The organism is Streptosporangium amethystogenes subsp. fukuiense (assembly GCF_042665875.1).
In the GTDB taxonomy this organism is placed as follows: Bacteria; Actinomycetota; Actinomycetes; order Streptosporangiales; family Streptosporangiaceae; genus Streptosporangium; species Streptosporangium fukuiense.
The window spans coordinates 9,452,986-9,478,767 of record NZ_JBHTEE010000001.1 but is presented as its reverse complement, the minus strand read 5'-3'; the positions used below and the strand labels follow the sequence as shown (position 1 = coordinate 9,478,767).

Annotated in this window: 18 protein-coding genes; 6 read left to right on the top strand and 12 right to left on the bottom strand. The window is 67.0% G+C overall.

Annotated elements, in window-relative coordinates; all coding sequences use genetic code 11:
• Positions 1-335 precede the first annotated feature (335 nt).
• Positions 336-2,111, top strand: a complete 1,776-nt coding sequence (locus ACFQVD_RS41995) for a hypothetical protein (protein WP_343974344.1) — start codon at positions 336-338, stop codon at positions 2,109-2,111.
• 124 nt (positions 2,112-2,235) lie between these two features.
• Here ACFQVD_RS41995 and ACFQVD_RS41990 read toward each other — a convergent pair whose 3' ends face one another.
• Entirely contained in the window at positions 2,236-3,180 is a 945-nt protein-coding gene (locus ACFQVD_RS41990) for an SDR family oxidoreductase (RefSeq protein WP_343974347.1), read from the bottom strand.
• A 189-nt stretch (positions 3,181-3,369) separates the two neighbouring features.
• Between ACFQVD_RS41990 and ACFQVD_RS41985 the strand changes: the two genes are divergently transcribed.
• The 5 genes from ACFQVD_RS41985 (at position 3,370) to ACFQVD_RS41965 (ending at position 7,765) form a co-directional block, all read left to right on the top strand.
• Positions 3,370-4,209, top strand: a complete 840-nt coding sequence (locus ACFQVD_RS41985) for a helix-turn-helix transcriptional regulator (RefSeq protein ID WP_343974350.1) — start codon at positions 3,370-3,372, stop codon at positions 4,207-4,209.
• A gap of 204 nt (positions 4,210-4,413) precedes the next feature.
• A complete protein-coding gene (locus ACFQVD_RS41980) occupies positions 4,414-4,926 on the top strand; it encodes a hypothetical protein (protein ID WP_386368823.1) in 513 nt (170 codons plus the stop codon).
• A 409-nt stretch (positions 4,927-5,335) separates the two neighbouring features.
• Complete coding sequence (locus tag ACFQVD_RS41975; RefSeq protein WP_386274453.1) at positions 5,336-5,791, top strand: RNA polymerase sigma factor; 456 nt, start codon at positions 5,336-5,338, stop codon at positions 5,789-5,791.
• Between the two features lie 2 nt (positions 5,792-5,793).
• Positions 5,794-6,717: a hypothetical protein gene (locus tag ACFQVD_RS41970; RefSeq protein WP_343974356.1), complete on the top strand. Its 924-nt coding sequence runs from the start codon at positions 5,794-5,796 to the stop codon at positions 6,715-6,717.
• Between the two features lie 514 nt (positions 6,718-7,231).
• The gene (locus ACFQVD_RS41965; RefSeq protein WP_343974359.1) at positions 7,232-7,765 is read left to right on the top strand and encodes a hypothetical protein; all 534 of its coding nucleotides are present in this window, start codon (positions 7,232-7,234) and stop codon (positions 7,763-7,765) included.
• Positions 7,766-7,902: 137 nt separating this feature from the next.
• Here ACFQVD_RS41965 and ACFQVD_RS41960 read toward each other — a convergent pair whose 3' ends face one another.
• The 11 genes from ACFQVD_RS41960 to ACFQVD_RS41910 all read right to left on the bottom strand — a co-directional run bounded on the left by ACFQVD_RS41960 (position 7,903) and on the right by ACFQVD_RS41910 (position 25,770).
• On the bottom strand, positions 7,903-8,442 hold the full coding sequence (locus ACFQVD_RS41960) for a hypothetical protein (RefSeq protein ID WP_343974362.1): 540 nt from the start codon (positions 8,440-8,442) through the stop codon (positions 7,903-7,905).
• Positions 8,443-8,568: 126 nt separating this feature from the next.
• Positions 8,569-10,872, bottom strand: coding sequence for a GmrSD restriction endonuclease domain-containing protein (locus ACFQVD_RS41955; protein WP_343974366.1), 2,304 nt, complete (start codon positions 10,870-10,872; stop codon positions 8,569-8,571).
• A 62-nt stretch (positions 10,873-10,934) separates the two neighbouring features.
• On the bottom strand, positions 10,935-13,040 hold the full coding sequence (locus ACFQVD_RS41950) for a UvrD-helicase domain-containing protein (RefSeq protein WP_343974369.1): 2,106 nt from the start codon (positions 13,038-13,040) through the stop codon (positions 10,935-10,937).
• Between the two features lie 59 nt (positions 13,041-13,099).
• Entirely contained in the window at positions 13,100-14,767 is a 1,668-nt protein-coding gene (locus tag ACFQVD_RS41945) for a serine/threonine-protein kinase (RefSeq protein ID WP_343974372.1), read from the bottom strand.
• 81 nt (positions 14,768-14,848) lie between these two features.
• The gene (gene drmC, locus ACFQVD_RS41940; RefSeq protein WP_386274451.1) at positions 14,849-15,586 is read right to left on the bottom strand and encodes a DISARM system phospholipase D-like protein DrmC; all 738 of its coding nucleotides are present in this window, start codon (positions 15,584-15,586) and stop codon (positions 14,849-14,851) included.
• A 23-nt stretch (positions 15,587-15,609) separates the two neighbouring features.
• Complete coding sequence (locus tag ACFQVD_RS41935) at positions 15,610-17,541, bottom strand: DUF1998 domain-containing protein (RefSeq protein WP_343974378.1); 1,932 nt, start codon at positions 17,539-17,541, stop codon at positions 15,610-15,612.
• Positions 17,541-21,431 carry a DISARM system helicase DrmA gene (gene drmA / locus ACFQVD_RS41930; RefSeq protein ID WP_343974382.1) on the bottom strand — a complete coding sequence of 1,297 codons (3,891 nt, stop codon included), beginning with the start codon at positions 21,429-21,431 and terminating at the stop codon, positions 17,541-17,543. Before drmA ends, ACFQVD_RS41935 begins: the two co-directional genes overlap by 1 nt.
• A 368-nt stretch (positions 21,432-21,799) precedes the next feature.
• Positions 21,800-22,759 (bottom strand): FAD-dependent oxidoreductase, encoded by a 960-nt coding sequence (locus ACFQVD_RS41925; RefSeq protein WP_343974385.1) that lies wholly within the window; start codon positions 22,757-22,759, stop codon positions 21,800-21,802.
• Between the two features lie 12 nt (positions 22,760-22,771).
• Entirely contained in the window at positions 22,772-23,854 is a 1,083-nt protein-coding gene (locus ACFQVD_RS41920; RefSeq protein WP_343974388.1) for a fatty acid desaturase, read from the bottom strand.
• On the bottom strand, positions 23,854-24,837 hold the full coding sequence (gene dapF / locus ACFQVD_RS41915; RefSeq protein ID WP_343974391.1) for a diaminopimelate epimerase: 984 nt from the start codon (positions 24,835-24,837) through the stop codon (positions 23,854-23,856). The genes ACFQVD_RS41920 and dapF overlap by 1 nt, the downstream gene beginning before the upstream one ends.
• Before the next feature lie 15 nt (positions 24,838-24,852).
• A complete protein-coding gene (locus ACFQVD_RS41910; RefSeq protein WP_343974394.1) occupies positions 24,853-25,770 on the bottom strand; it encodes a hypothetical protein in 918 nt (305 codons plus the stop codon).
• Positions 25,771-25,782 lie beyond the last annotated feature (12 nt).

The window sequence follows — 25,782 nt, the reverse complement described above, 5'->3', positions numbered from 1 at the left end:
GACTCAGGGGCCGCCCATTTGTTTTCGACTGGTTCGGTGGGAATTTGGGATGACAGATTAAGCCGTTACTACTTGTCCCCTAAGTCCGAAAATAGGTCTTCCTGGTCGCCTGTCACGCCCGCCGACACCTCGCAGAGTTCACGCCTGGCCGTTCACCGAAACAAACGTAACCCTGTTTTCGGCCTGGCTCTCAATGTCGAAGCAGACATGAATAACGTTAACGGATATATGAGGATATTTTTCGCCGAATATCCCGTATCCTCTGCTCGGCGGGGCGGGCCCGCTCGTTCCGCCGTGTCCGCCGGTACGGCGGTGCCGCGCTAAGATCGCGCTTCGTGCTTTCAGATAATTTCTGGCGGATTATCAGGATTGGATTAGTAGGTCTGGTTCTTGCGGCGGCGGTCGCGGGCCTAGTGCTCGGCGACGCCTGGCTCTGGGTGGCCGTCGAATGGTCGCCGCCTGCCTACGCGGGGTTATACGAAAACGGCGAGTTCGACACCCTGACGACCGCGGCGCTGCTCGTGGCCGCCCTGGTGAAGGCCGCGTTCCTCTGGCTGATCCTGCGTGCCCCCGCGCCCGGACCGCTGGACCGCCGGGAGAAGGCGCTGCGCCGGCTGCTGTACCTGGCGGTGGCGTACACCCTCGTGCTGCGCTACCCGATCGCGCTGCTTCCCGACGCGGTCGACGCGGCGTTCCAGCTCGCGCTGTGGACCGCGATCGACGTCCTCTACCTGCTGGTCATCCGCTGGCGGTCCCGCGTGCTGCGCGCGACGGCCGGCGCGATGTTCGCGGTCAATCTGGCCGCGATAGCCGACGAACTGCTCGACGAACTCGACCTCCCAGAGCTCGGATCGGGCGACATCGTCGAACTGGGCTTCATGCTGGGCGGAGTGGCGACGATCGCCATCACGGTCATCGGGCAGTGGCGCGACGGCCGGTGGAGCCGCGGCACGCAGATCGCCGGGTGGTCGTCGGTAGGCTCCCACGCGCTGGTGATCCCGCTCAGCATTCTGCTCGGAAGCATCTCCGGCGGCTATCTGGCGATCCTGGTCACGATGGACGCGGTGTGGCTCGTCGGCGCCGTGTGGATCGCGGCGACCGCCCGTGAACTGCCCGTTGAGGGCCGCCCGGCGGACCTTCCGCCCGCGCGGCGGCGCGTGCCCCGCATCGCGGTGGCGGCCGTGGCCGTACTGCCGATCATCGCACTGGTCCACCCGGAACAGACCCCGCACCTCACCTACACCGGCTGGTCGATGGACTGCTATGACCGGCCCAGTTTCGGCGACCTGAAACCCGCGGAACGCGACGCCGCGTTCCTGTGCCGGGCGCGGAGCACAGATGGCGGGGTCCCGCCCATGTTCCCGGACAGCCTGTCGGACCAGGGGGTCCTCGCGTACGGGCGGGCGCTGTGCCGTGCGAAGGACCGCGACGAGCAGGAGGCGATTCTGACGCGGGCCGGGAGCACGCGGCCCGCCTGGGGCGCGGACCCGTGGGACCTCGTCTACGTCTGCCCGGAGATCGTTGGCGCGACCCATCCCGAGTTGCTGCGGTCGACCGCGGAGACGGAGGCGGCGAACACCGCCTACATCGCCGAGGAGAACGCGAAGTGCCACGACCCGTGGCCCCGGACGAAGGGGGTCGTCCAGGCCACGGCCAACTACTTCCTGTTCGCCGACGGCGATCACGGCTATCTGGTCCACGACCCCGGAGACGAAGCGGTCGGCGAGGCGGCGGAACGGGCGATAGACAAGCTCTACGACGACCGCACCCTCATCGGGGTGGCCGGCAGCGCGGTGCTCGTCGGGCACGTCGAAGACGTCGTTGATCTGTGCCTTACCGTGAAGGCCCTCCGCACCGCGCCGCCACGGCGGACGGCCGGGTGGGATCAGGTCAACGAGGTGCCGATCGTCAGCCGCAGCGGCCGGCTCACCGTGCCGGAGATGGGCGAGGGCGGAGAGGTGGGCGCGGGTGCCCCGATGCCGAACCTGGCGATCGCGGGGAAGGGCCGCTACCGGCTCCGTGTCTACGTGCGGGTCGATGCAGGAGAGGAGCAGCACCTGGTCGTCGTGTTCCCTGGTGCGTCGAGGAAGAGGCTCCAACTGAAACCGTGAGCGGTGGCGGGGCGCGCACGCGCTCCCAACGGGCGGCGAAACCGTCCGGCACCGTCTGAACGCCGAGACGTCCCCCTCATCGCCCTTCCCGTTCGGCAGGCGGAGAAGAGGGCTTCGGCGTTGGTCAAGTGGTGGGAACGGTGGTCTTGGTGAGCCGCTCCGAGATCTGCCAGATGCGCTCGGCGTCGTCCGTGCCGCGTAGCGGGGAGTACATCCGCTGCTCGGCGGGCGGGCCGCCGAGGTCGCCGAGGCCCTTGGGTCCGTAGAGGGCGCCGGGCTTGGCGTCGGGGTCGGTCGCGGCCATGAGCGCGGGCAGCATCGCGGTCTCGACGGTGCCGACGAGGATGCCGCGGGCCGAGAGCGCGCGGATCAGGCGGACGCCGCCGGTGTCCTTGTCGCGGCCGAGCTCGGGGCGGGCGGCGAGGAGGCTGGTGGGGGCTACTCCGGGGTGGGAGAGGTTGCTGGTGATGCCCCACCCGTGGGTCTTGCTGCGACGGTCCAGTTCGAGACCGAAGAGCCCGAATGCGATCTTGGACTGCCGATAGGCGCGCATGGCGTTGTAGCCGCGTTCCCAGTTCAGGTCGTCCCAGTTGATGGCGCCGCGTTTCGCGGCGATGCTGACCTGCGATGTGACACGGGCCTGGCCTGCGCGCAGCAGCGGGAGGATGCGGCCGACGAGGGCGAAGTGGCCGAGGTGGTTGGTGCCGAATTGGAGTTCGAAGCCGTCCGCCGTGGTCTGCCGAGTCGGCGGGGTCATCACGCCCGCGTTGTTGATCAGAATGTGGATGGGCCGCCCCTCCTCGCGGAGAGCGTCTCCGAGGGCCTCGATCGACGTGAGCGACGACAGGTCGAGACTGCGCAGCGAGACCTTCGCGTTCGGGAGGCTCTGGCGGATCGCGGCGATCGCGTTCTCGCCCTTGCGGGGGTTGCGGACGGGCATGAGGACGTCCGCACCGGCCGCGGCGAGTCGCGCGGCCATTCCCAGTCCCATTCCGTCGCCGGCGCCGGTGATGAGCGCGCGCTTTCCGGACAGGTCCGGAACGGTGATGTCGATCGCTTGACGCGACATTGCTCTGCTCCTTGTGTTGTCGTCTCGGATCCACGGTCCCGGACGCCGCGTGGATGTTCCAGGGACTGCCGATCCATGGATGCGGGCTCATCCCGCCTCGGAGACCTCGGAGAGGGGGATCGGCAGTCCGTGGTTGCCGTCGCGCGAGGACGATAGAAACGGAGCAGCACCGCGAGCGGAGGGAATGCCATGATCGATCGCGCCGGGCTGGCGGAGTTCCTCCGCAGTCGTCGAGAAGTGCTGCAACCTGAGGACGTCGGTCTCCCGCGCGGTCCCCGCCGCAGGACGAACGGGCTACGGCGCGAGGAGGTCGCCACACTGTGCCACATGTCGACCGACTACTACTCCCGTCTTGAGCAGGAACGCGGACCGCGGCCGTCGAGCCAGATGCTCGCCTCCATCGCCCAGGGCCTGCACCTCTCGCTCGACGAACGAGACCACCTGTTCCGCCTCGCGGGACAGAACCCGCCCGCCCGCGGCGGAGTCGGCGAGCACATCAGCCCCGGCCTGCTGCGCATTTTCGACCGTCTGGACGACACTCCCGCGGAGATCGTCACCGAGCTCGGCGAGACCCTGCGGCAGACCTCGACGGGCGTCGCGCTCACCGGCGACACGACCCGATACACCGGGCCCGCCCGCAGCCTGGGCTACCGGTGGTTCACCGATCCAGCCGTCCGGCAGCTTTACGCGCCAGAAGAACATCCGTTCCTCACCCGGATGTTCGCCTCGGGGTTGCGCGAGATCGTCACCCTCCGCGGCCCCGGATCCCGAGCCGCACACCTCGCCGACCTGCTCCTCGCCCACAGCGACGAGTTCCGGCGCGTGTGGGACGCCCACGAGATCGGGATACGCCCCCACGCGGTCAAGCACTTCATCCACCCCGAAGTCGGAGCCCTGGAACTGACCTGCCAGAGGCTGGTCGACCCCGACCAGGCCCACTCACTGCTCGTCTACACCGCCATTCCCGGCAGCGAGAGCCACGACAGGCTGAACCTGTTGGCCGTCATCGGCACCCAGACCCTTCACTGAAGAACAGCCTGGAGGCGATGGTTTCGGAGACGGTGAACGACAGCTGGGAGTGGTGGGAGGCGTCAGGACCACTCGGAGCCGTCGAAGGGATACTCGCCCGGCCGCCGCACCGCGAACTCCGGACGGTTCATGAAGCCCGCATGACATGCTTTTCGTGTTATTCGGTAGCGGGAAGCAGGGCAGATGCGGTTACAGCGGTGGTGGTTGGCGGCCGCGTTGCTCGCACTCCTCCCCTCGGTCATGGCCTGGTTCGGCAGCGACGCCATCGCGAGCACCGGTCTCTTCTACTACGACTTCCACGTCATCGACGGGATCGGGATACTCCCTCTGGCGCAGGGCCTTGGCATCGGCTATCTGGGCTCTGTCGGGGTGGACATCATGCAGGTGCTGTGGGATGCCGAAGTCGTCGTGCTGGCCTTCGCGCTCCCCGTACCCATGGTGGCCGTGGCGGCCTTGCTCCGACGAAGGTGGCGGGATCGAACCACCCTGGTCCTGGCGGTCTTTCTCGGAATTCTCGCGGTGGTCAACCTCGCCGCCAACGTCGTCGGCCCCTGGTCGGACCTGACCCAATGCCCGCCGACCGATCACCTGTCTCTTCCCGACTGGTACTCCTGCTACAGGAACGGCACAGGGGTCGGCATTCCGCCCTTCCTCTACAGTCCTGCTTACGCCTTTGCCGCCTACACCCTGATCGAGATCCATCGTCGCCCGCTGTGACGCTCCGCCAAGTGGGATGTCCTTGGCCGATCGGCTTTGCCTTCCGATCATCAGACAGGATCGACGGCCCAACTGTGCTGAGCGGCGCGTGGTCGAGTACGAACCGCGAAGTGAGACCGGGCTTCCCGCCGCATGACGGACACCCGGCCATCGCGTTCTGACCGTTTTCTTCGCACCCGTCTGCGAAACCGGCCGCCTGCCCTCTCCCGACGAGGCTCCACCCGTACGGCACCTGGCGGCCGGGCACCTCAACGCCGCCACCGGCCGCCTTCGAGGGGGGCGGATCCAGTCGGAGGGTCTCAGCGAAGTGCCTGGATGATGCGCTGTCTCAGCCGGCAAGCCGTGTGACCATTCCCGCCGCGGTTGCGTCTGCATGTGACGTGACAATCGAAACCGCTCGGGGGGCGACATCATCGAGGAGCTGTACCGCGAGCACTGGCCGCTCGTGTGCGGGTTCCTCCTGCGCAGGACCCGCGATCCGCATCTCGCCGAGGACCTGGCGCAGGAGACGTTCATCAAGGCGACCAGGGCACTGCTCGGCTGGCGGGGGGAGAACGCGGCGGCGTGGCTGCTCACGATCGCGCGTAACGCCCTGGTGGATCACGTACGCAGGAGCCACCGCGAGCTGGCCCTCCCGAACCCCGACGAGCTGGGCGTGCCGCCGCTTCACGTGGAATCGCTGGACGTGCGCGACGCGCTGGAGCGGCTGCCCGAGCAGCAGTACCGGCTACTCACGCTGGTCTACTTCGAGGGCTTCTCGATGGTGGAGGTCGCCGCGATGACCGGCAGGTCGCACAACTCGATCAAAACCGCGGTGTGGCGGGCGAGAGCCGCCTTCGCCGACCTTTACCGGGAGAACCAATGAACATGCCTGAGATGCCAGACCTGCCGGACTTCGACCCCAAGCGCACCCGGCGTGCGGTCCGGCGGGGGCTGTCCAGGACGGTCGCCATCGTCCTGGCCGTGCTGGCGCTGCTCGCGGTGGCCGCGACCGAGGGCTCGTTCCTGGTGCAGACCCGCGGCGACCGGGAACGCCGCATGCAGGCCGTGCTCGGCACCGCCTTCAAGATCTACAACCCGGCCTATAGGGCGACGATCGACTCCTGCTGCCGGACCACGCCCCTATCGATGTCGTTCGAGGTGGCCGCGCGTCCCATGGGGCCTGCCGGAGCCTGGCCGGGCGGGAACGAGTCGTACACGATCAGTCAGGACTTCTTCGGCCGCGTGCGACACCTGCCGCTGGGCCGAACCGCCAACACCAGGCTTTCCCAGGCCCTGTTCGACGTCGGCACCACGTTGACGGCCAAGGACCAGGTGCGCGCGGTGCTCGCCCGGCTGCCCGCCGACCTCAGCGCGCTGGCGGTGGTGGAGTTCGAGCAGCCGCTCGGCGAGGCCGGCCTGAAGGCGTTCGTGAAGCGGTACCGCTCCTGCGCCGAACGGGTCGTGTACGAGCGCAGACCCGGCTCCCTCCCGATCACCTGGGGCTTCGACTACTGGGCCGACGCGCTGGACCTCGGCAAGGGCGGCGACATGACCGATGAAACATGCGGCGGCAGCCTGCCGCGGTTCCGCGACTGGGTCGGCCTGCTGCGTGACCACGACGACGCGAACCTGCGCTCCTTCGACCTGTCCCTGAACCGGCTGCGCGAGGCGGCCGAGGCCGGGCTCGCCCACGGCTATGTGGACCAGCTCAGCTCGGTCCGCGAGCTGCGGGAGCTGCTCAAGGACCCGAGGGTGCGCACGATCCGCCTGGCCGGCGTGACGTTCGACCTGGACCGACCTCGCCCTTAGCACGCGCCGCCTCGGCGAGCACTCGGACAATGCCTCCGTACAGACCGGAGCACGTCCCGATGCTCGAACGTCCGGGGAGATGGTGATGGAGTCGAGAGCGCTGGCAAGAAGGACTGCCACAGCGGTCGGACCTCTCTGAGAATGGGACAGCAGGAGGCTCTGGCGCGGGCCGTTCGTAGCCACACGCCAGAGCCTGTCGGCAAGCGTAGGCGAACCGGTCGTTCGGGGCGGGGGCGCACAGGACTGGCGGGGTACGGCCTGCTAACCGGACTCGTGCGATGGCCAGACTCACACCGACCACCGATCTTCCATTCGGCTTGACGACCGAGGCGGAACAAGCCGACACTGACGATGTCGTGCTCTCTGGGGTACGGAAGTGGCGCCGGGAACCCCCCGATGGAATCGGGAGCCCGGCGCTTGCGCTTTCTCCGGTCAGGCTGCCGATGCTTCCAGGAATGTGACGCGGTCTTCGAACAACGGACGCTGTTCTCGTCGGGGTAGAACTTCAGGCGGCGTGGCTCAGAAGGATGCGGATGGCGGGTCCGACTTCAAGGGACGTGGGATGCCTCATTTGATAGAACGCATCGACAGTGCGATCGTAGTCGACGCCTATCAGTTCATGCTTGTGGACATCGACGGAGCCAACGGGCAACCTGAGGGAGCACTGGATCTCTCGGAGCTCACAACCCGAGCAAACAAGACCGATTGGTTCGTCACCACAGCGAATCTCGCCATCATCACAAGCAGCGACACTTGGCATCTTGCCGACATCGCCATGGAACTGTGGGACGGGCAGCCACCCGACGACGATGGCGAGTGGGTCAAGAGCGAGACCACCATCCTATATTCCAGCTCGGGAAGAATGCGCCTGTCCGAAACACTTGGAGGGCCGTCCAAGTTGGACACGGTTATGGACCTGCGCGACAGAACCAGAACCTGGCCTGTACGCGCAAGCTTCCGGCCCGGCCCAGGCGTGCGCTATATCGAAGAGCAGCCACGCGAAGGCATAGAATCGTATCGGCTGCAGTTTTGGCCTTCAGTGAGGTGATCTCAGCGAGAACAGGCCAGGCATCTGCGGTGTTCTGCCCACGCGTACGAAATCGGCCGCCGACGGCACGAGCGTGGTCGGCGAGCACAGGACGGGTGCGGCTCACCTCACGGCGAGATGGGAAACCCTGTAAAAGGTCAGCGCTGCTCCCAGAACTGAACGAGATAAAACTCCAGGTCATAGGAGGTGCCATGGCGGTCATTTGTCATCGGCTCCCTTAGGCGCCACATATAGGCATGAACACCCCACACTGTTTCGCGGCGCCCCAGGTCGAAGATCAGTCGCGCAGGAGGGTGTTCAACCCAATCCGCCAAGCAGATCGTGCCGGAGAAAAGAGCGATCTCCCCCTCCCATTCCTTGGTCCACGGTTCCGAGGAGAACGGCGGCCCATCCCAGAGCTCGAACCGCACATCGACTACCTGATCACCGAATTCGGTGGTGACCAAGAGGCCGTTACCGCTTGTAGCGAACCAATCCCATTCCCCGTCGGGACCTCCCCAGGGATCCTCCGTTCCTTCCGTCCCCTCCTTTGCTGAATATATTTCTTCGTCGATGACGACGAACGTTTTGTTTGACACCCATACCGTGTCGCTGAGCGTGGCCAAGATATTCGCCATGTGCACATCAGCGCCTTCTATATTCAGGAGTGCGGCCGACTCGGAAACCTCGCCGCTCACACCGACCACTTCGTCTGTCTCAGCGGTTCTTATTTGACCGTCGGCGACCAAACCGTCAGGCGTTGCTGTGCTTCATCGGAGGGTCCTGATGGCAATAGTTCCGGCCGAAGGCACCGTTCCACGCGTTCAGTGGTAGCCGAACTGGCCGAGGCGGTGGTGGGCGATCTCGATCTCGGCCGGGGTGAAGAGATCCGCGAAGCGCGGCTGGACGACCAGCGCCTCGACGGTCAGGTCGAGACGCCCACGCTCCCAGAGAGCGGCGAAGCCGTCGGACACCGCGGGGGCGTGCAGCAGCTTGCGGGCCGTGGCGAGGCTGCCGTGCTCGGCGAGCATGCTCAGGAAGTACGTCGCGTGGTAGTTCGCCTCGGCGCGGGCCCGGTCGTAGACCGAGCGCATCGCCTCGTTGAACTCGACGTCCACCGCCGTCCCGGTCTCCGGCTCGTCCTCGCCGACAGGCCCCGCCACCGAGGACGCCGAGGACCCCGGGGACGCCAGAGAGCCAGAAGGCGCCGAGGCACCGGAGGCGCTCTCGTTGCGACGGGTCACGTAACCGAGCAGGGCGTCGACCGAGGTGAACACCTCGTACCCCAGTTCTGCGAGCCGGGGCAGATCCGCGACGTCCGGGTCGAGCTCCAGGACCACGGGCCTGCCCTGTCCCACCTGCAGCCCGTCCGGCCAGAACGCCTCGGCGACGGCCAGCGCGCGGCCGGTGACGGGATCGGCGATCTCGCTGTCCAGCGCCGGTTCGGCGTACCCCAGCCGTACCAGTTCCTCGGCCATGGCCTTGACCTGTGCCGACCGGACGTCGTCCTGCTCGTCCGCGACCACCGTCACCGGCCGCAGCTCGGTGGCCGCCACCGCGGAGGCTCCGTTGCGGAGTTCGGTCAGGAAGGACTGCACGGCCTGCGCCAGCAGTTCACGCCGGGCGGCAAGGAAGTCGGGATAGCGCTCGGGCCGCCACAGGTCGGGGTCGGTCGGGATCCACTGTGAGGCGAGCACCCCGGGGTGCTTCTCCTCCGCCTCCGCGAAGTACTCCTGAGGAGAACGCTTCCCGATCGTGAGGTTGGTGTCCTGGGTCAGGAAGCAGAAGTTCGCGACGGCGTTGACCTGCGAACGGTCGTAGCCGGCTCGGTAGAGCAGCGCCTTGGGGAAGATGTGGTGCACCTGCAGGGAGGTGAGCCTGCCCAGCATCTCGGCACGCAGTTCCAGCCCGCTGCCGAAGTCTCGGGCGCCCTTGACTCGGGTGAGCATGTAGAGGAGCGGGTAGAAGCGTGAGCCCTTGGTCGAGCCGTCGAAGTCACGGGCCTGGATCTCCAGGTTTCCGCCGCGCCAGCGCTCCAGGGACGCGATCAGCCCGTCGATGCCGGACTCCCTGACCACCTCGTAGTCCTGGGCGAGCACCGTCTCGGTCGACCCGGCGAAACGACCCCATAGCGCGGAGTGCACGTACCAGAACAGCACCTTGTCCCGGTGGACGGCGTCCGCGAACCGGCCCCCCGGGCTGAGATGGAGCAGCCGGGAGATGACGGGGATCGCATAGCGGCCCATGAGCACCTGGTCGTGGTCCAGGCCGAGCCGCCCGGAGGCGGCTTCGAGGAAGTTGCCGACGTATCCGACGGACCTGGTCAGGGCGGTCTCGAAGTCGGTGGCCGACACGGCGTCGAGCGCGGTGAACACCGCCCGGCCGGTCGCCACGGCGGTGGTGTTGCGCAGCAGCCAGTCCAGGGAGAACTCGAATCCCACGCTCTCCCAGCGCTTCAGCTGGTCGCGCATGACCTGCCTGGCGGGAGACCAGTGCGCGCAGATCTTCGCCAGCGCGAGGTCGCCCTTGGACAGCGCGGTGCCGCCGGAGTTCACCCGGTTGAAGATGTCGACGACGACTTCCACGTCCTTGTCGGCCCCGGTGATCTTCTCCTCGTGGAACTCCCGGTCGAGAAGCTGCCGCAACCTGTTGAGCCGCTCAAGGTAGACGGTGAACTCCGGAACGGAGCTGAAGTCCTTGATGAACGGCTGCAACCCGTCGGTGAACAACCGGGTCACGTCCACCCAGCGGGGGTCGTCACGCATCTTCGCCGGACCGTAGAACTCGAAGTTCTCGTCCTCGACGTTGAACCGGAGACCGGTGAACGCCGAGGCGTCTCCCTCGAAGAACGCGGGCGCCTGGCCTCGGATCACCCCGTACAGGGAGGTGATGCGCTGCTGGCCGTCGAGCAGCAGCCGCCGTACGCCGCCGTCGGTCGCGCCGCCGCGTACCGAGGCCTGGTCCGGTTCGGTCTCCCAGATCAGCAGGCCGCCGACCGGGTATCCGAGGTACAGCGAGCGCATCAGCCCGCGGACCTGGTCGCGGTTCCACACGTATCCCCGCTGGAACTCCGGCAGCAGCACGGTGCCGTTGTCGATCTGGTGGAGGAGTACCGAGAGCTTGGCCATGTCCTGCCTTCAGCGTGAGAAACCGATGATCTTAACTGCCGTACCTGGTCATTTACTGAAAGTCACGTGACGAAACCGGCCAGGAACGGGCTGGCCGTTCCGTGCCAGGAGAGGTGGAGCTGCTCTCGCGCCCGGGTACACGCGACGAACACCAGACAGCGCTCACGCTGCAGATCCTGCGCGTGCGTCAGCGGATCCTCCCGCACCGGGGTGACCGCGCTCGACGACGGCACCTGGTGCTCCGAGAGACCGATGATCGCCACACAGCGGAACTCCAGCCCCTTCATCCGGTGCATGGTCCCGGACCGGACCGCGTCCTCGGCGTCCGGGGCCTTGGCCAGCGACCGCGCCGGGATTCCGGCTCGCTCCAGCACGGTGATCGCCGAGTCGGAGAGCATGTTGGACCGAGCCGCGATGCCGATCTCCCCCGGTGCCACGCCCGCGTCCAGCCACTCCCCGACCTTGCCCGCGAGCGCGTCCAGTTCGTCCTTCTGGGTACGGAAACCGCGGAGCTCCGGCGGCCGGCCGTGCACCTGTGACCGGTAGCCGGCCACCATGTCCAGGCCGGCGTCCAGACCGCCGTCCATGTCGTCGATCCGCTCGCCGCGCAGCATGCCCAGGCTCCAGGCGAGGATCTCGGCGGTCGTCCGGTAGTTGATGGTCAGCCGGGTGGAACGGCCCGCGACCCCGATGCCGAGCTCCCGCAGCGAGACCCGGCTCTGGTAGATCCGCTGGTGGGTGTCGCCCGCGATGAACAGGTCGTCGAGCCCCTCGGACACGGCCGCGCGGAGCAGCCGCCACTGGACGGGGTGCAGGTCCTGCGCCTCGTCGACGACGATATGCCGGTACGGCCGTTCCGGCCGCTCGCGGAGCAACCGGGTGGCCTCGACGCAGATCGTCTCGTACGTCCAGACGCGCCGCCGTCGCAGTTCCTCCTCGAACTCCCACACCGCCTGCCACACCTGGGCCTTCTGCCGGGAGCCCAGCCCTCGGCCCCGCCCCTCCCGTTTGGCCTTCAGGTATTCGGCGGCGCTGGTCACCTGCTGGGCGAGCACCACGTGCCGCCACTCCTCGGCGAGGAACGTCTCGGTGAAGGGGGCGTCGAGCTGCTTGACGATCCGCCGCCAGATGTCCTTCTCCTCCTTGTCCCGGAGGATGGCGGCGCGGCCGTGCCGTTCGGCGAAGACCTGGTAGGAGAGCTGGTCGACGTGCCGCACCACGATGCGGTCGCGGACCTCGGGTGAGTCGGCCAGCAGTCGCACCCCGGCCTCCAACGAGGCGGACAGCGTCGAGGTGAAGGTGGTCACCAGCACCGGGCCGGCACCCTGGCGCGCGAGGTGGCAGGCCCGGTGCAGGGCGACGACCGTCTTGCCGGTACCGGGTCCGCCGGTGACACGGGCCGGTCCGCCGAAGGCCGCGTACGCCACCCGGTACTGCGCCGGATGGAGATAGACCTTCCAGAGCGCGAACGGGTGCCGGAACACCTCCATCAGCTCATCCGGTCCGTCGACGAGCACGACCTGCTCGGGGGTGCGCTCGACGGCCGCCGTGATGTCCTCGGTGTCGTACGGCTCCCGCCCGGCGGTGACGCCGAGTTCGGCCCACACCTGTTCGGGGGTCATGCCGGCGGCCAGCCCGTAGAGGGCGTCCCACTGGTTCTGCGGCAGGAAGGCCCGGGCGGCCTCCAACTGCACCACATCGGTCAGCACCCTGGCGAAGGCCAAAGTCTGCTCGTCCACACCGAGTCGCCTGAGATCGGCGTCGTTCGCGTCGTCGAACAGCCGCCGTGGCGCCCGATCCGCCATTCTGGCCAGTTCGGGAAGGGTGGCGTCGATGGCCGCGCCGTCCCTGATCTCGATGCGGCCGGTCGCCGTGTTCACCGATGCCCTGTGGCGCTGCGCCCAGGTGTAGGCGTCGTCATGCGGCAGCACCTTCAGCAGCGTGAACGAGTCACCGGCCTCGGGGGCGAGCACGACCCCGCGCCAGAACTTGTCGATGCGGATGGTCCGGAACCGGGGGTCTCGCGCGTTGTTCGGCTTCTCCAGATGCAGACCGGCATGGGTGGCCTGCTCGAACTTGGCGAAGATCTCCGTGACCCGATCCTGGACGGATCTTTCCAGCTTTCCGAAGTCACGGAGAAAGTCCTTGTCGATTCCGAGCTTCGGCACGCGGTGTCCTCCGGGGGGTTCTCATCTGTGGAAGCGGCCTACAAGGATGCTCGCCCTGATCAGTGGCTATCAAGGCTTTCCAGGATTTCCCGGACCTTGTCGACGGTGGGGTGGCGGGAGCCGTATCTGCCTTCGAGGTCCCGGAGCAGGTCGCTCAGTGTGACCCTTGCCCGCGACCTCCTTCCGGAACCGAGTTCGAGGAGCCCGATCTGGCGCCGCAACTCCAGGATCCGTTCCTCGTCGACGCCGAACCGTCTCTCGTCGTCCAGCAGCCTGCCGAGCTGAGCCAGGGCCAGGCTCGTCTCGCCGACCGCCGCGTGGCAGTTCGCCTCCATCAGGCGGCAGCGCAGGACGAGATCGTGCTCGGGTCCCTCCCGGTCGGTGAGGTCGGCCACCAGCCTGCCGAACTCGGGAGCGGCCCGCCGGTAGTCCCCGCCGAGGAACAGCGCGTCGGCCAGTTCGATCCGCAGATCGATCACACCGGAGTCCTTGGGCCCGAGGGCGCGGACGGCCGGTTCCACCGCCTCCGCCAGCACCTCCGCGGCCTGGGTGAACCTCGACTCGGCCTTGAGCGCCTCGGCGTCTTTTCTGGCGGACGCGATGGCCTCCTGCCTGGCATCACGCTGTTCGGCCGACAACACATCGCCGCCGCCGTGTTGGGGAACCTCGGCGTCTCCTGGCCGCTCAGACCGGGCCGTCCCGGCCGATCCCCGCGCTGCCACGGGCTGTGAAGGCGCGGGCAGCGGCTTCCCGTCCGGTGCCCGATCAACGGTGGAGACGACGGATTCCGCCACGGGCACATCGGAGGCGATCCGGCCCACGACGGCCGCGTACATCCGCACCGGGTGGGGTGCGCCGATGTTCACGTAACCGGGAAAGGCCGGCAGGTCGCGGCAGAAGTCCATCAGCCGCCGGTAGACCACGTCGGCGCTGGGCGGGCGCTTCTCCGGCTTCTTCGCGAGCAGCCACAGGACGAGCCGCTCCAGCCCTTCAGGCACCTCTCGTCTCCTGGTACGCAGCGGCCGGGGCAGGACGTCGGTGTGGTTGCGCATCGAGGCCAACGCCGTGGGACCGGCGAACTGGTTCTTCCCGCTGAGCATCTCGTCCAGGACCACGCCGAGGGAGTACAGGTCGCTCCGCTGGCTGGTGGCCTCACCCATCGCCTGTTCCGGCGCCATGTAGTCGGGGCTGCCCACCACGATGCCCGTCGCGGTGAGCTTCGTGGCGGCGTTGGACCCGAGCGCGGCGACGATGCCGAAGTCCAGCACCTTCACCGTTCCGTCGGGGCAGAGCATCAGGTTGCTCGGCTTGAGGTCACGGTGGACCAGCGAGTTGGCGTGGGCCACGGCCAGTACCGAGCACACCTGGGCGGCGATCGCCACCGCCCAGGCGACGGGCAGCTCGGTCTCGTCGAGCAGCGAGGAGACCGGGCAGCCGTTGACGAGCTGCATGACCAGGTACAGCTCGTCGCCGTGCGATCCACAGTCGTAGACGACGGGCACCCCGGGATGTTCCAGCCGGGCGGTGATCCGCGACTCGCGCACGAAGCGTTTGGTGAGTTCGTCGTCCGGTCTGCCGTCGGCCTGTTTGTCGATCCGGATGAACTTGACCGCGACCGGCCGGTCCAGGCGTTTGTCGTAGCCGAACCAGACCTCCCCCATACCGCCCGCTCGGCGGGAGGTGGGGTCCAGTTCGTAGCGGTCTCCGACAATCGTCCGCTTACCCACAACGGCCCGCCTTCCACGGAGACTCCTGGTATTTTCCGACAATCGCCAAGGGATTTCCGGAGAACGCCCCTGTTCCCCGGCTCACCGCAGCCGCTCCAGCACACCCCTGGCACGCAGTTCGGCGATGTGCTCGGCGGCCCGCGACGGTGTCGAACCGCCGTACACCAGCAGCCCGGCCTCGATGTTCCTGGCGACCCCGGACTGGGTGAGGTTGGCGCTCGACACGAGCAACACCCGCCGGTCGGCGACGGCGAGCTTGGCATGCATCTTCGCCCCCTGCCCGTCCCGTCTGGCCGTCGGCCAGTGCCACAGCTCGACCCCGCCGACCGACGCGAACGCCGCCGCCGGCTCGGCGCCGCCCAGTGCCGACCCCGCACCGCGCAGGGTCTCGACGACGGCCGTCACCAACACCCCGCGCCGCACCGCCGCGGCCAGTGCGTCCAGCAGCGGCTGGTACGGCTTGGCGGAGTAGGTCATCAGCAGCAGTTCGTGCGACGCCTCGCCCACCACGTCCACCAGGACCTGCGCGGTGGCTCTGACCGGCACGGAGTGGGTGCCGGGTCCGCTCCACACCGCTTCGACCCGGTGGGCGGCGGCGTGCCGCGCGTACCCGTCGGCGACACCCCGCAGGTACGCCGCGGCTTCCCCGTCCGGTATCCCCTCGGCGTCCTGCGCCGCCAGTACGGCCCGCGCCACCTCGGCGAATCCGGGGGCCGGGACGGCCGAGGGGATCGCCGAGCGTGGCCCGTCCCCCGAGATCCGCTCGGCCAGCGTGCGGACTCGCACTGGTCCGAGCCGAGCGGCGGCATCGGCCGCCACCCGGGCGAAGGGCGAGTCCGGCGTCACGGGATCTCGGGGTAGAGGGCCAGGTCGGGGTCGCCGATGGGCACGATGAACCTGCGGTCCAGGAAGCGGTTGCCGCGTTCGCAGGTCGTCTCGGAGACGAAGAGGCAGACGTGGCAGGCGGCGCCGTGCAGGAAGTCCTCGGGTGCTCGGGGCAGCCGCTCGGCGCAGAGCGGGTCGGAGGAGCAGTGCCTGGCCTCCGACAGCGCGCGGCGGGTCAGCCGGACCAGTTCCTCGGGTTCGGCGAGCGAGACCAGCCCACCCAGGGTGCCCTCGGCGTCCGGCACCGCCGTGTAGATCAGGATCCCGCTGCGCGGGTCGTCCTCGGTGCCGGCGTAGATCCGCTCGGACAGGCTGGCGGAGTTGTAGCCGCATTCCAGCGCGATCGTGCGGATCAGCAGGTGCGAGAGGGTGTGCAGGGCGTAGTAGCGCAGGTCCGGCCAGCCCCGATACCTGTCGAACCCCAACGGAATCCGGTCGGAGTAGCGGTGGTCGCGGAACCGCCCGTACGCCTCCCGGTGCTCGTGCGGGACCGACCGCGTCTGGCCGCTGTGCTCATCCGTGAAGGAGGAGGCGCGTACCCGCCCCTCCCACGCCGTCAACAGATCCTCGGGCAGCTTCAGGAAGATGCCCTCGCCACGTACCTCGCTCGCGGGCACCCAACTGGGCTTGGAACGGGCCAGCGGCGCCCGGGTCACCAGCTCGGGGTCCTCGAAGTCAGGGGCGTCCAGCCGGGTGAAACCGACCATCGCACGGACCTCGCGCAGCCGCTCGGCCTGGATGACGTCGGCGAAGTAGCCCTTCAGCAGGCTGGGTACGCCGTCCGGGTGCCGGTGGAGGGTGAAGTCGTCGGTCGGCTCGGGGAGCGTGGGGGCGGAGAAGACCTGCCATTCGGGAGTGAGCAGGTCCAGCCGGCCCTGTACCTCACCGCTCGCTGCCTCCAGCTTGTCGCGGTGTCGCTCGATGGCCGCCCAGACCTCCTCGTTGTCGGGCCACTTCGCCAGGGCCTCGGCGATGTGCGGAAAGGAACGCGTCATCATCATGTAGTTCGGTCCGGCGACGTGCTGAAGGTTCTCCCAGAACTGCTCGACCCTGGCATCCAGCTCGTCCGCGCCCGGCTTGGGTACGGCGAGCGCGGACAGGGGCTGCGCGAACCACTGGTTGGAGGCGCCCACCACGACGAGGTGCGGCTGCTGCCCGCAGCCGTTCTCGGCGAACGTGCCCAGGTGCGGGTGGCGGCCCCGGCAGCCCGGCAGTTCGGCCCTGCCCTTACGCCCCATGGCCTCGCGGATGTTACGGTCCTCGCCGCAGCGCTGGCAGGTGATCCGCACGTTGGCCCCGATGTTGCCTCCGAAGTCCTCCATGCGCAGATTGGGCTTGGGCGCCTTGGCGCACTTCTGGCCTCGGTGCACGAACTCCAGGTAGGGGAAGTCGTCCAGGTGACCGGCCGTACAGGCCAGCACGAAACGGGCGCCGACCACCAGGCGTTCCTTGTTGCCGCGTCCGCACTCGTGGAAGAACCTGGCCTCGTGCGGCTTGCTCGGCTTGTCGTTCCTGAAGCCGAACGCCTGGGTGTCGATCGGCGCCAGCAGGTTGCAGGCGGTGCAGCGCATCCAGCTCGGGAACGGCATGACCGGCACACCGACCCTGGCGGCCTCTCCCTTGGGTTTGGTGTCGGTCCCGGGCAGCCAGGGAGCGGGCTTGAGCTCTCCGACGGTCTTGCCGAGGATCGCCTGCACGGCGGCGAGCAGCCGGGGTTCGGTGATGACCTGCGGATTGTCGCCGAGCCTGTCGTACCGCCAGTCGTCCAACCCTCTGACCAGCACCGAGAAGTTCGGCAGGTCGACGATGGAGCCGACGCCGGAGGTGAACATCAGGTGGCTGGGGCGCACGGCCCCCACCCGGCGCAGGTACGGTGCGGAGTCGGCCATTACTTGCCCTTCCCATTCAGCTGGGACACGCCCATCTCGTCCCCCTCGGGGACCTCCACGCCCGTGCCGTCAGCGTCCGACGGCTGGAACATCCAGGCCGGTGCCCCGTACGGCACCGCGAAGATGTCACCGCTGCCCGGTAACAGCAGGTTGAGCTCGTTCTCCGTCTCGCGCATCGAGTTGCCGATGGTCAGCGCGTCCCACCGGCCGTTGCCGGCCCGGTTCAGCAGGCCGAGCACGATCTCCTGCTTGGTGCTCTTGCGCTGCTCGTAGCCGAGCCGGGCCGCGCTGCTCTTGGCCTGCTCCCAGGCGTCGGTCACCACTTTGATCCGTTCGGCCAGGTAGTCGCGAGCGCGGACGTCACCCGCCGCCTCGGCGCGGGTCAGCAGCCGGTCGATGATCCGGCCGACGACCGGCCCCGACAGCGGCACCTCCTCGGCGTCCCGGTTGCGCGAGTACGACTCCTCGGCGTTGCGCACCGCGGCGACGAAGGTGGCCGCGGTGCCCCGGTCCAGCGCCCGGCGAGTGTACGGGGTGACCGACAGCGCCTCGACCTGGCGGTAGAACGTGGCGTGGTAGTGCTCGAAATCCTCGTAGTGCGCCAGGTCGCGGGGGCGCGACCAGTTGTAGAGCGTGATCACCAGACCGGGGCGTTCGGCGTCGCGGCCGACGCGGGAGGAGGCCTGGATGTACTCGGCGGTGTTCTTGGGCTGCCCGGTGACCACCATCAGCCCGAACCGGGAGACGTCCACGCCGACCTGGAGCATGGAGGTGGCGAGCACCGCGTCCACCGGCTGGCGGCCCGTGCCGCGCCGCCGCTGACGCTCGGCCAGCGGATGGGCGTTCCGGCGTTTCTCCCTGTTCTTCTCCTTCAGCACGTCGGCCCACTCCGCGCGGATCGCGTACCGGCGCCCCGAGGTGTCCGTCTCCTGGTCGAAGCCGACCTCCAGTCGCTTGAGCACCTCACTGATGTCGCCCGAGGAGATCCGGGAGGTCAGCTCCACCACGGTGAGCAGGTCCGCCGGGGAGGAGAGCCGGTTGGCGATCCCCTTGCGCCTGCCGTGCGTCCGGATCCGCGTGGTCACGTCGTCGTCCAGATAGCGGCGCATACCGGCCAGCTCGCGGGTGGCGTTGAAGTAGCTGACGACGGTCATGTACGGATCGGCGAGCTCGCCGTACCGGTCGAACATGGTCTGCCCGGCCAGGAACAGGATCTCGGCCAACCTGATCTCGGCGGACTTGAGCCGCGTCCCGTGCGCGCAGACCCCGAGGTAGCGACGACCCGGCGTCTTCTCGGTGAGCGACACCTGCCGGGAGAAGAAGGTGTCGGCAACATCGATGACCTGCGGCGGGAACACCGCGAGCCGGCGGCCGAAGATCCCGAGCACCTGGCGTTCGGCCCGCTTGGTGGTCGCGGTGGAAGCGATGATCTTCGGCCCGGTCAGGTTCCCGGGGCGGGGGCTCCACGTGCAGAGCTCGTCCACCGCCGCCTCGAACAGGCCGACCGTGGTGCCGAGTGCGCCGGAGATCAGGTGCAGCTCGTCCTGGATGATCAGGTCCGGCGGGCGGAGCCGGATGACCGGGCGGCTGACCACCTTGGGCAGTTTCCCCTTGGCGTGGTGCCTGCCGCCGCAGTCGATCTGCTCGTCCAGGTCGGTGTGGCGGTAGCCGTGCCGGGGGCACCGCTGGCTGACCCGGCCGAACAGGTGACCGGCGAACCCCCGCCAGGGAAGCTGCGCCAGCTTGTCGACGGTGGCGATGACCAGGCTGGGCACCAGCCGGTAGATCTCCTCGTCGACGGTGAGAATCGGCAGCCCGTCCCGGCGCGCGGCGATCTCCTCCGTGTCGTCGAACTGGGAGGTGAGCATCAGATCCTCGCCGATCCGGGAGAACGGGCAGGGGTCGGCCTCGCCCTCGCGGCCCCGGCCACAGTAGAGCAGCACCCTCCTGCGGTCATCGTCGGTGAAGAGGTTGCGATCCCCGGTCAGCTTTTCCCCGCACCACGGGCAGGTCAGCGTCTGCAGCACGTTGGTCCTGCGGCCGGCCGGCGCCTCCCTGGCCTCGTGGATCTGGTCGGCTGCCTCCTTGAACCAGTTCGGGGAGACAGCACCGCCCACCCAGAGACCGATCCGGAACGGCTCCTCGCCCCAGGTCGCCGGGTCCTCCCGGCGCTGCACCTCGGCGGCGCAGACCAGGGCGGCGGCCCGCTGGAACTGCTGCGCGGTGAGCAGCCGCAGGGTATAGCGCATCAGCACCGACACCCCGGACCGACCGTCGCGGGCGTCGGCGCCGGAGCCGAGCGTGCCCTGCAGGCGGCGGATCGCGAACGTGTAGGCGGTCAGGCCGAGGTACGCCTCGGTCTTGCCGCCACCGGTCGGGAAGAACAGCAGGTCGACGGTGGCCGAGGCGTCGGCGGCCCGCTCGGCGTGCTCGGGGTCGGTCAGCGACGGCAGGTTGAGCAGCACGAACGCGAGCTGGAACGGCCGCCACGACGCGGCGTCCCTCCCCTGCTCCGCCACCTTGGCCATGGCCTGCGGATAGCTCAGCCCCAGCTCGTCGCGGAGCTTGCCGACCGCGGTACGGCGGCGCTGCGCGGCCATCGCGACGTTGGCGAACCGGAACGCGGCCAGCGCCTGGTGGTGGCGTTCCCGGTCGGGGTCGGTGAGCAGCTCGATGCCGTCGCGGATCCGTTTCGCGGCCTGCTCCGCCTTGTACACCGCGTTCCCGGCGGCCTCGCGGAGCGGCTCGGGCAGATCCGGGATCCGGTTCTTCTGCCCGTTCAGCCAGGTGGCGTATCCGTCGACGAGCGGACGCAGCCCGGCCGCGAGCTCCTCCGGTGAGGCCGTGGCCAGGGCATCCATGGACAGTTCGACCTCGGCCAGCGCCGTCCCCTTACCGACCGGCGCGACGGTGGCGGGCACGTCGTAGGCGGGCAACCAGGTGGTACGCAGCTCCCGCGCGCACCGCTCCCCTTCGGGGACCTCGGCGTGTACGGCGACGTTGCGGCCGGAGGCGTAGCGGCGCTCGTGCCGGTAGAGCAGCCGCAGGTGCCGCTCCTCCAGGTCGTCGCCGACCGCCTTCAGGTCGTCCACCGGGTCGTCGATCGGCAGGAAGACGCAGACGTCGTCGGTGTCTGTGGGGTCGCTACCTGTGGCGTTGGCGTCTGTGGCGGCGCTGCCCGTGGCGTCGGCTCCCGTGGCGGCGCTTCCTGCGGCGGCGGGGACATCGGCACCGGGGGCGGTCGTGGCGGTGAGGACACCGGGGGCGGTCACGGTCAGCTCGACCTGGAACAGCCATGCGGTGTCGGCGGCGCGCTCCGGCTCGATCTGCTGGTTGATCAGCGTCAGTTCGACGACCCTGCGGCCGTCCCGCTGCGGCCGTACGGCCACCGCGAGCAGGACGCCCGGGTCTTCGGCACGTTCCATGGTGAGCGGAATCCGCTGTGACGCCTCACCGTCCAGCCGGATCTCCTCGCGGTGCTTGACCGGCTTCCGCGTCCAGGCCGAGGCGATGCGCTCTCGGCCCTTGGCGCCCTCGCTCACCGTCTCGGCCCTGGTGTAGCGCCCCCAGGAGGCGGTGACCGCGAGCGCGTCGACCTCGTCGGGCACCGCGAACGACAGGCCCATGGATGAGGCCCAGATCCGGCCGAGGTTCTGCGTGGTGAGCACCTCGGGCAGCTCGCCGTCGGTGTTGTCGCCCTCGACCCCGATCTCGGTCTCCGGCATCTCGCCCGCGTTCCCCCTTGTCGTCCTGGGCGACGGTTTCGGGCCGAGCATGCCGACCAGGTAGCGCTCGCGCGGCCCTGCCGTCCTGGGCGGGAGCTCCTCGTTGTCACCGCCCCACGGCCCGAGCAGATCCAGCCGGACGAGATCCTCGAACGCGTCACGCACCTGGAAGGACGTACCCGGCTCGAACGCTTGGGGAATGTCCAGATCAGGGGCTACCTGTTTGTTTTCGACCGGTTCGGCGGGAATTTCGGACGACAGATTAAGCCCTTGCTGCCTATCCCCTAAGTCCGGAAACAGGTCTTCCTGATCGTTTATCACGCCCGCCGACACCTCTCGCGGAGTCCACGCCTCAGCCGTTCACTGAAACAAACTTAGCCTCGTTTTTGGCGTGTCTCTCAATGCCGAATCAGACAAAAGCGACACCAGTGGATATATAAGGATATTTTTATTCAGGACTCTCGACACCGCTGCCTCCACCCCCGGCCTGACGGCAACCCGCCCGCAGCGAACTCCACGCTCCGCCCCGGTGGTTAGAGCAAGGGTTGTGCGATCCGCAGGACGTCTTCTGCGCATCCCCAGGAGAGGGTCACACCCGCTCCACCGTGCCCATAGTTGTGAACACAGGGCACGTTGTTCGCCAGGCGATCGATCTCAAGTCGGACGGTTGGCCTGACGGGCCGGATTCCGACCTGATGGTCCACGATGAAGGCGTCGCCCAAGCGGGGATCGATCTCGCGGCAACGCGCCAGGATCGCTTTCCCTATCGCGGAATCCGGAGTGCGGTCCCGCACACCGTCGATCGCGGTGCCGCTGAGTATGACTGTCTTTTTGTGAGGGTAGATCGCGGTGAGACGATCCGATGATTCACGATCCTCGCTGAAGAAATCAGTTATTCCCGGATTTTCCACCACCAGGTGATCCCCGCGCACCGCGTGTAGCAAGGGGTCCACGGCCAGTTCCGCTGCCCCGTATCCAGAGCAGTTGACAACCAGATCAGGTCGGCCTGCCTCTTCGAGGGAGGTGAGCGTAGCCTGTTCGATCTTTGTGCCGGTGGCCGACAGAAGATTCTCCAGGTAGCTCAGATAGGTCGGCATCTCTATCATCGGCGTGCTGTATCGCCACCCCATGACGAAGCCTTGCGGCATGTCCTGTGCGGCGCACGGTGTCCACTCGGCCAACTCGTTCAGCAGTTCGTGCCAGGCCGGCGGCGAGACCGTACGTCGGGCTGCTTGAATGCCCGAGGATATCCGCACCCCCGCCGCCGGAACGTGCTCCGCGAGATGCCGGAAGACCCTCAGCGAGTGAGAGCTCCAGCGAGCGACGTCGCCGGTAGGTCCGGCACGGAAGGGACCCCAGAGGGCAGCGGCGACCGCCGAGGAGGTCTGCCGCGGAAGTTCGGAGGCGATGATGGAGATCTCTGCTCCCGTCTCTTTCAGCCTCAGGGCCGTTGTGAGCCCGATCACGCCGGCACCAACCACCGTGATCTTCACGGTGTCCTCTGCTCAGAGTGGATGCGGCTGCGCCCTGCTTTCGTCATGAGCTTCTCCAAGGACAGTGGACCGGTAGACATATGCCAATGACGAGTGCGGACCGAAGAAAATCGCCGGGACCAGCCTCTGTGGCTGTCCGATGGCTCTCTCCACGGCTCTCAGGTAGTTCCAGCGAATCATTGGATATGCCGAGTGAGCGAAATGCCGCAGGTCTCCATAGGGAAGCAGAGTCTGACCGGCAAGAGCTTCCAGCACGGGTCTTCCATAGTAAAGACGCTGGCAGCGCGCGGCCTCGACAGTCACCCGGTTGCCACGATCCGGCGGGCGATCAAACCATCGATGCTCGACGAGCAGAGATATCCACGACAGCTCCGGATAAACGAGGAACCGCGGGATCAGGAAACCGAAGGCAAGCCCGAGTGGTCCACCCAGCAGATATGCACCGACCATCGTGATCGCTGTCGACAAAAGCACCCATCTTTTTTGCCGACTCGAAGTCAGTGCATGCCAGACGTCCCTTCCCGTCCGGTAAACCCCTCTGGGCGTCATCGGGAACAGAACACCCAGAAGGAACCCACCTCTCGTGCACCCCATAGAAAGTCCGGCGTTGGCGAGATCCTCCAAGTTGGGATCGACCCCGGGAATGATGGCGTTCGGGTGGTGACGCCGCACATGAACAACTCGCCGCTGTGTCAGATCCCGCAGAGCGAGCGGAAACTGGAATCCCATGTTGGCCAACATGTCGCCGACACGACGGGTGCGGCAGAGCGAACGATGCACCGCATAGTGGGAAACCTCCTGCAGACAGCGGAACTCAATCGAGACCAGTAGCCCGATGAGCACCCATACGGCGAGATTGTCCACCGCTCCGCCGATCATCCAGAGGCCCGCTATTTCGAGCCAGTGTCCGACGACGACACAGATCGGTGTGTAGTCGTTGGCGCGGGCACGCTGGAGTCGCTTGATAGAGGCTATGTCGTTGCAGGCGGGACGATCCTTGCTGGAGCCCGGAAGACGGCGATACGGGGAGAACCACCAGTGATCGATCTGGCGAACGAGCAGCCCGATCAGAACAAGGACCAGCCCATTGGCCATTAGACGAATATCCCCTTTTCTTTCAGCCAAGCACGATTCTCGTTCTCCAGATCGACATAGGCTGCGATCTCTGCGGGGAAAGACTCGCCCTGCACAAAGGACTCTCGCTCGGCGTCCAGGATGTCGTCGATGGCGACGTCAGCCCGATAGACGAATGTTGCGTTACCTTCGAGGGTCGGCATCAGATCACCGTTCTTCGATCGAAGGGTGACCTTCGCCATTCCTCCCGCATTTCTGACGGTGATCTCGCTTACCTGCGTGTTGGCCGCGAGTCGCGAATACACTGCCGATGACGCTACGACGGCAGAGCCGCAGGATGGCGTCAGGCCGACTCCACGCTCGTAGGTTCTGACGAATATCTCGTCGGGTCCTATGGGGTAGACGAATGAGACGTTCGCCCCGATGGGAAACTGATCAACGTCCGAGGCCACGACGCCTCCGATACGGACAAGCTCCTGCTCATCGTAATGATCGACGATCGCCACAAGATGGGAGTTGGGCACGGCCAAGGCGGTGAAGGTCAGATCCGAATCCAGGACAGGAATGGATCGATCAACCCAGAGTGCGGAGCCGGCCACTATCGGACTGGGCGCCGTGAAAGACACCAGGGGTAGGTCCACTGAGACCTGACGCACACCACCTGCTGTTTCCGGAGCAGTGCGAACAACGAAGCGATGACGGCCTGACATGATCGACGTCGAGGTCTCAGCCCTTCGCTCAAGAACATACCGTCCGAGACATCTCATTCCGTTTCCACACAGGTCCGCCCGCGAACCGTCCGGGTTGAAGAAGGTGGCCTCCGGCACTCCATCGACGTGATCAACGAAGTAGATCCCATCACCACCGAGTGGTCCGTTCCGATCGCAAATGCCACGAACCAACTGCACCAGGTCCACCTCTTCGGGAAACCGGTCATGAGGAGATTCGATGATGAAAATATCGTTCTTCGAGCCGTGGGTCTTCAGGATCTCGATGCTGTTCATATCTCCCACAATCGATTATCTGTGCTTACTTAAAGCTGCGCTGATCTCCGCTGGCTTCCACCTGGAATCGATCAGCAGTTCGCGAGCCACCTGTTCGTATGAATGAAGAACGGCCGGCGCCGCAGACGAGTTTTCCGCACCCCAGATCTCGTCGAACTTCTTCACCCATTTGTCTATGCGCTTGAAGTAGACGCTGCTTCGACCTTTGCTGTATCCCGCATCGCCCTGCTCCTCCTCGACCAGCACGGCCGCCGCGGCCACCACCACGAAGTCGACAGTCTGATCGGGCCTCAGCCACTCACGTACGGCGAGCCCGCACTGAACACCCAGTGACCGGTGAAGGTCGACGAGATCGATCAGGTCTTTGGCGAAGCCACGTTTCGTCAAATCCGACAGGCGGCAGACAAATATGCGTAGAATAACGCCGCCGGACTCGATCAGCCGACGATTCTCCACGAGATATTCTCTACGCTGGGTCAATAGCCGAGGATCTATTGTGAGATCGGTTGCCATAATCTTTCGTGGCTGACATGAAGAGTCGATCAATGTCCGGTACAGCAGCACGCTTATTCGCGGAACCTCCGCCGCGTACAGGAGGAGATGGCCATCGGCGATCTCCTCCGTGTCCTCCATCAACTCTCCTTCGAGAGTGGCGCTTATAAGTTCGAAGTACGTTGGATCAGACATCGCCTTGCCACTCGCTCGCCTGAATTGCATGTAGGTTGCCTGCAACCAAGCATGTCGGATGACAATTGCAACCAACAAGCCAGTTTCAACGACAAAAAGGATTGTTGTTACCGAGGCTTGCCCCAACGCCCAGGCGGTCAACGGAACAATGAGACCAAGCAGGCCAACAAATGTATTGAGCGCTGTGGAGGTAAGCAGGCGAACCGCCCCCCTGGAACCTTTTCGACGGCGCGTCAAATCGGACATCAGGCTCCCTGC

Coding starts and splice junctions, on each gene's coding strand:
- ACFQVD_RS41990 (WP_343974347.1), bottom strand. CDS start 3,180: ATGTCGCGTCAAGCGATCGACATCACCGTTCCGGACCTGTCCGGAAAG.
- ACFQVD_RS41985 (WP_343974350.1), top strand. CDS start 3,370: ATGATCGATCGCGCCGGGCTGGCGGAGTTCCTCCGCAGTCGTCGAGAA.
- ACFQVD_RS41970 (WP_343974356.1), top strand. CDS start 5,794: ATGCCTGAGATGCCAGACCTGCCGGACTTCGACCCCAAGCGCACCCGG.
- ACFQVD_RS41955 (WP_343974366.1), bottom strand. CDS start 10,872: ATGGCCAAGCTCTCGGTACTCCTCCACCAGATCGACAACGGCACCGTG.
- ACFQVD_RS41935 (WP_343974378.1), bottom strand. CDS start 17,541: ATGGCCGACTCCGCACCGTACCTGCGCCGGGTGGGGGCCGTGCGCCCC.
- ACFQVD_RS41920 (WP_343974388.1), bottom strand. CDS start 23,854: ATGGCCAATGGGCTGGTCCTTGTTCTGATCGGGCTGCTCGTTCGCCAG.
- dapF (WP_343974391.1), bottom strand. CDS start 24,837: ATGAACAGCATCGAGATCCTGAAGACCCACGGCTCGAAGAACGATATT.
- ACFQVD_RS41910 (WP_343974394.1), bottom strand. CDS start 25,770: ATGTCCGATTTGACGCGCCGTCGAAAAGGTTCCAGGGGGGCGGTTCGC.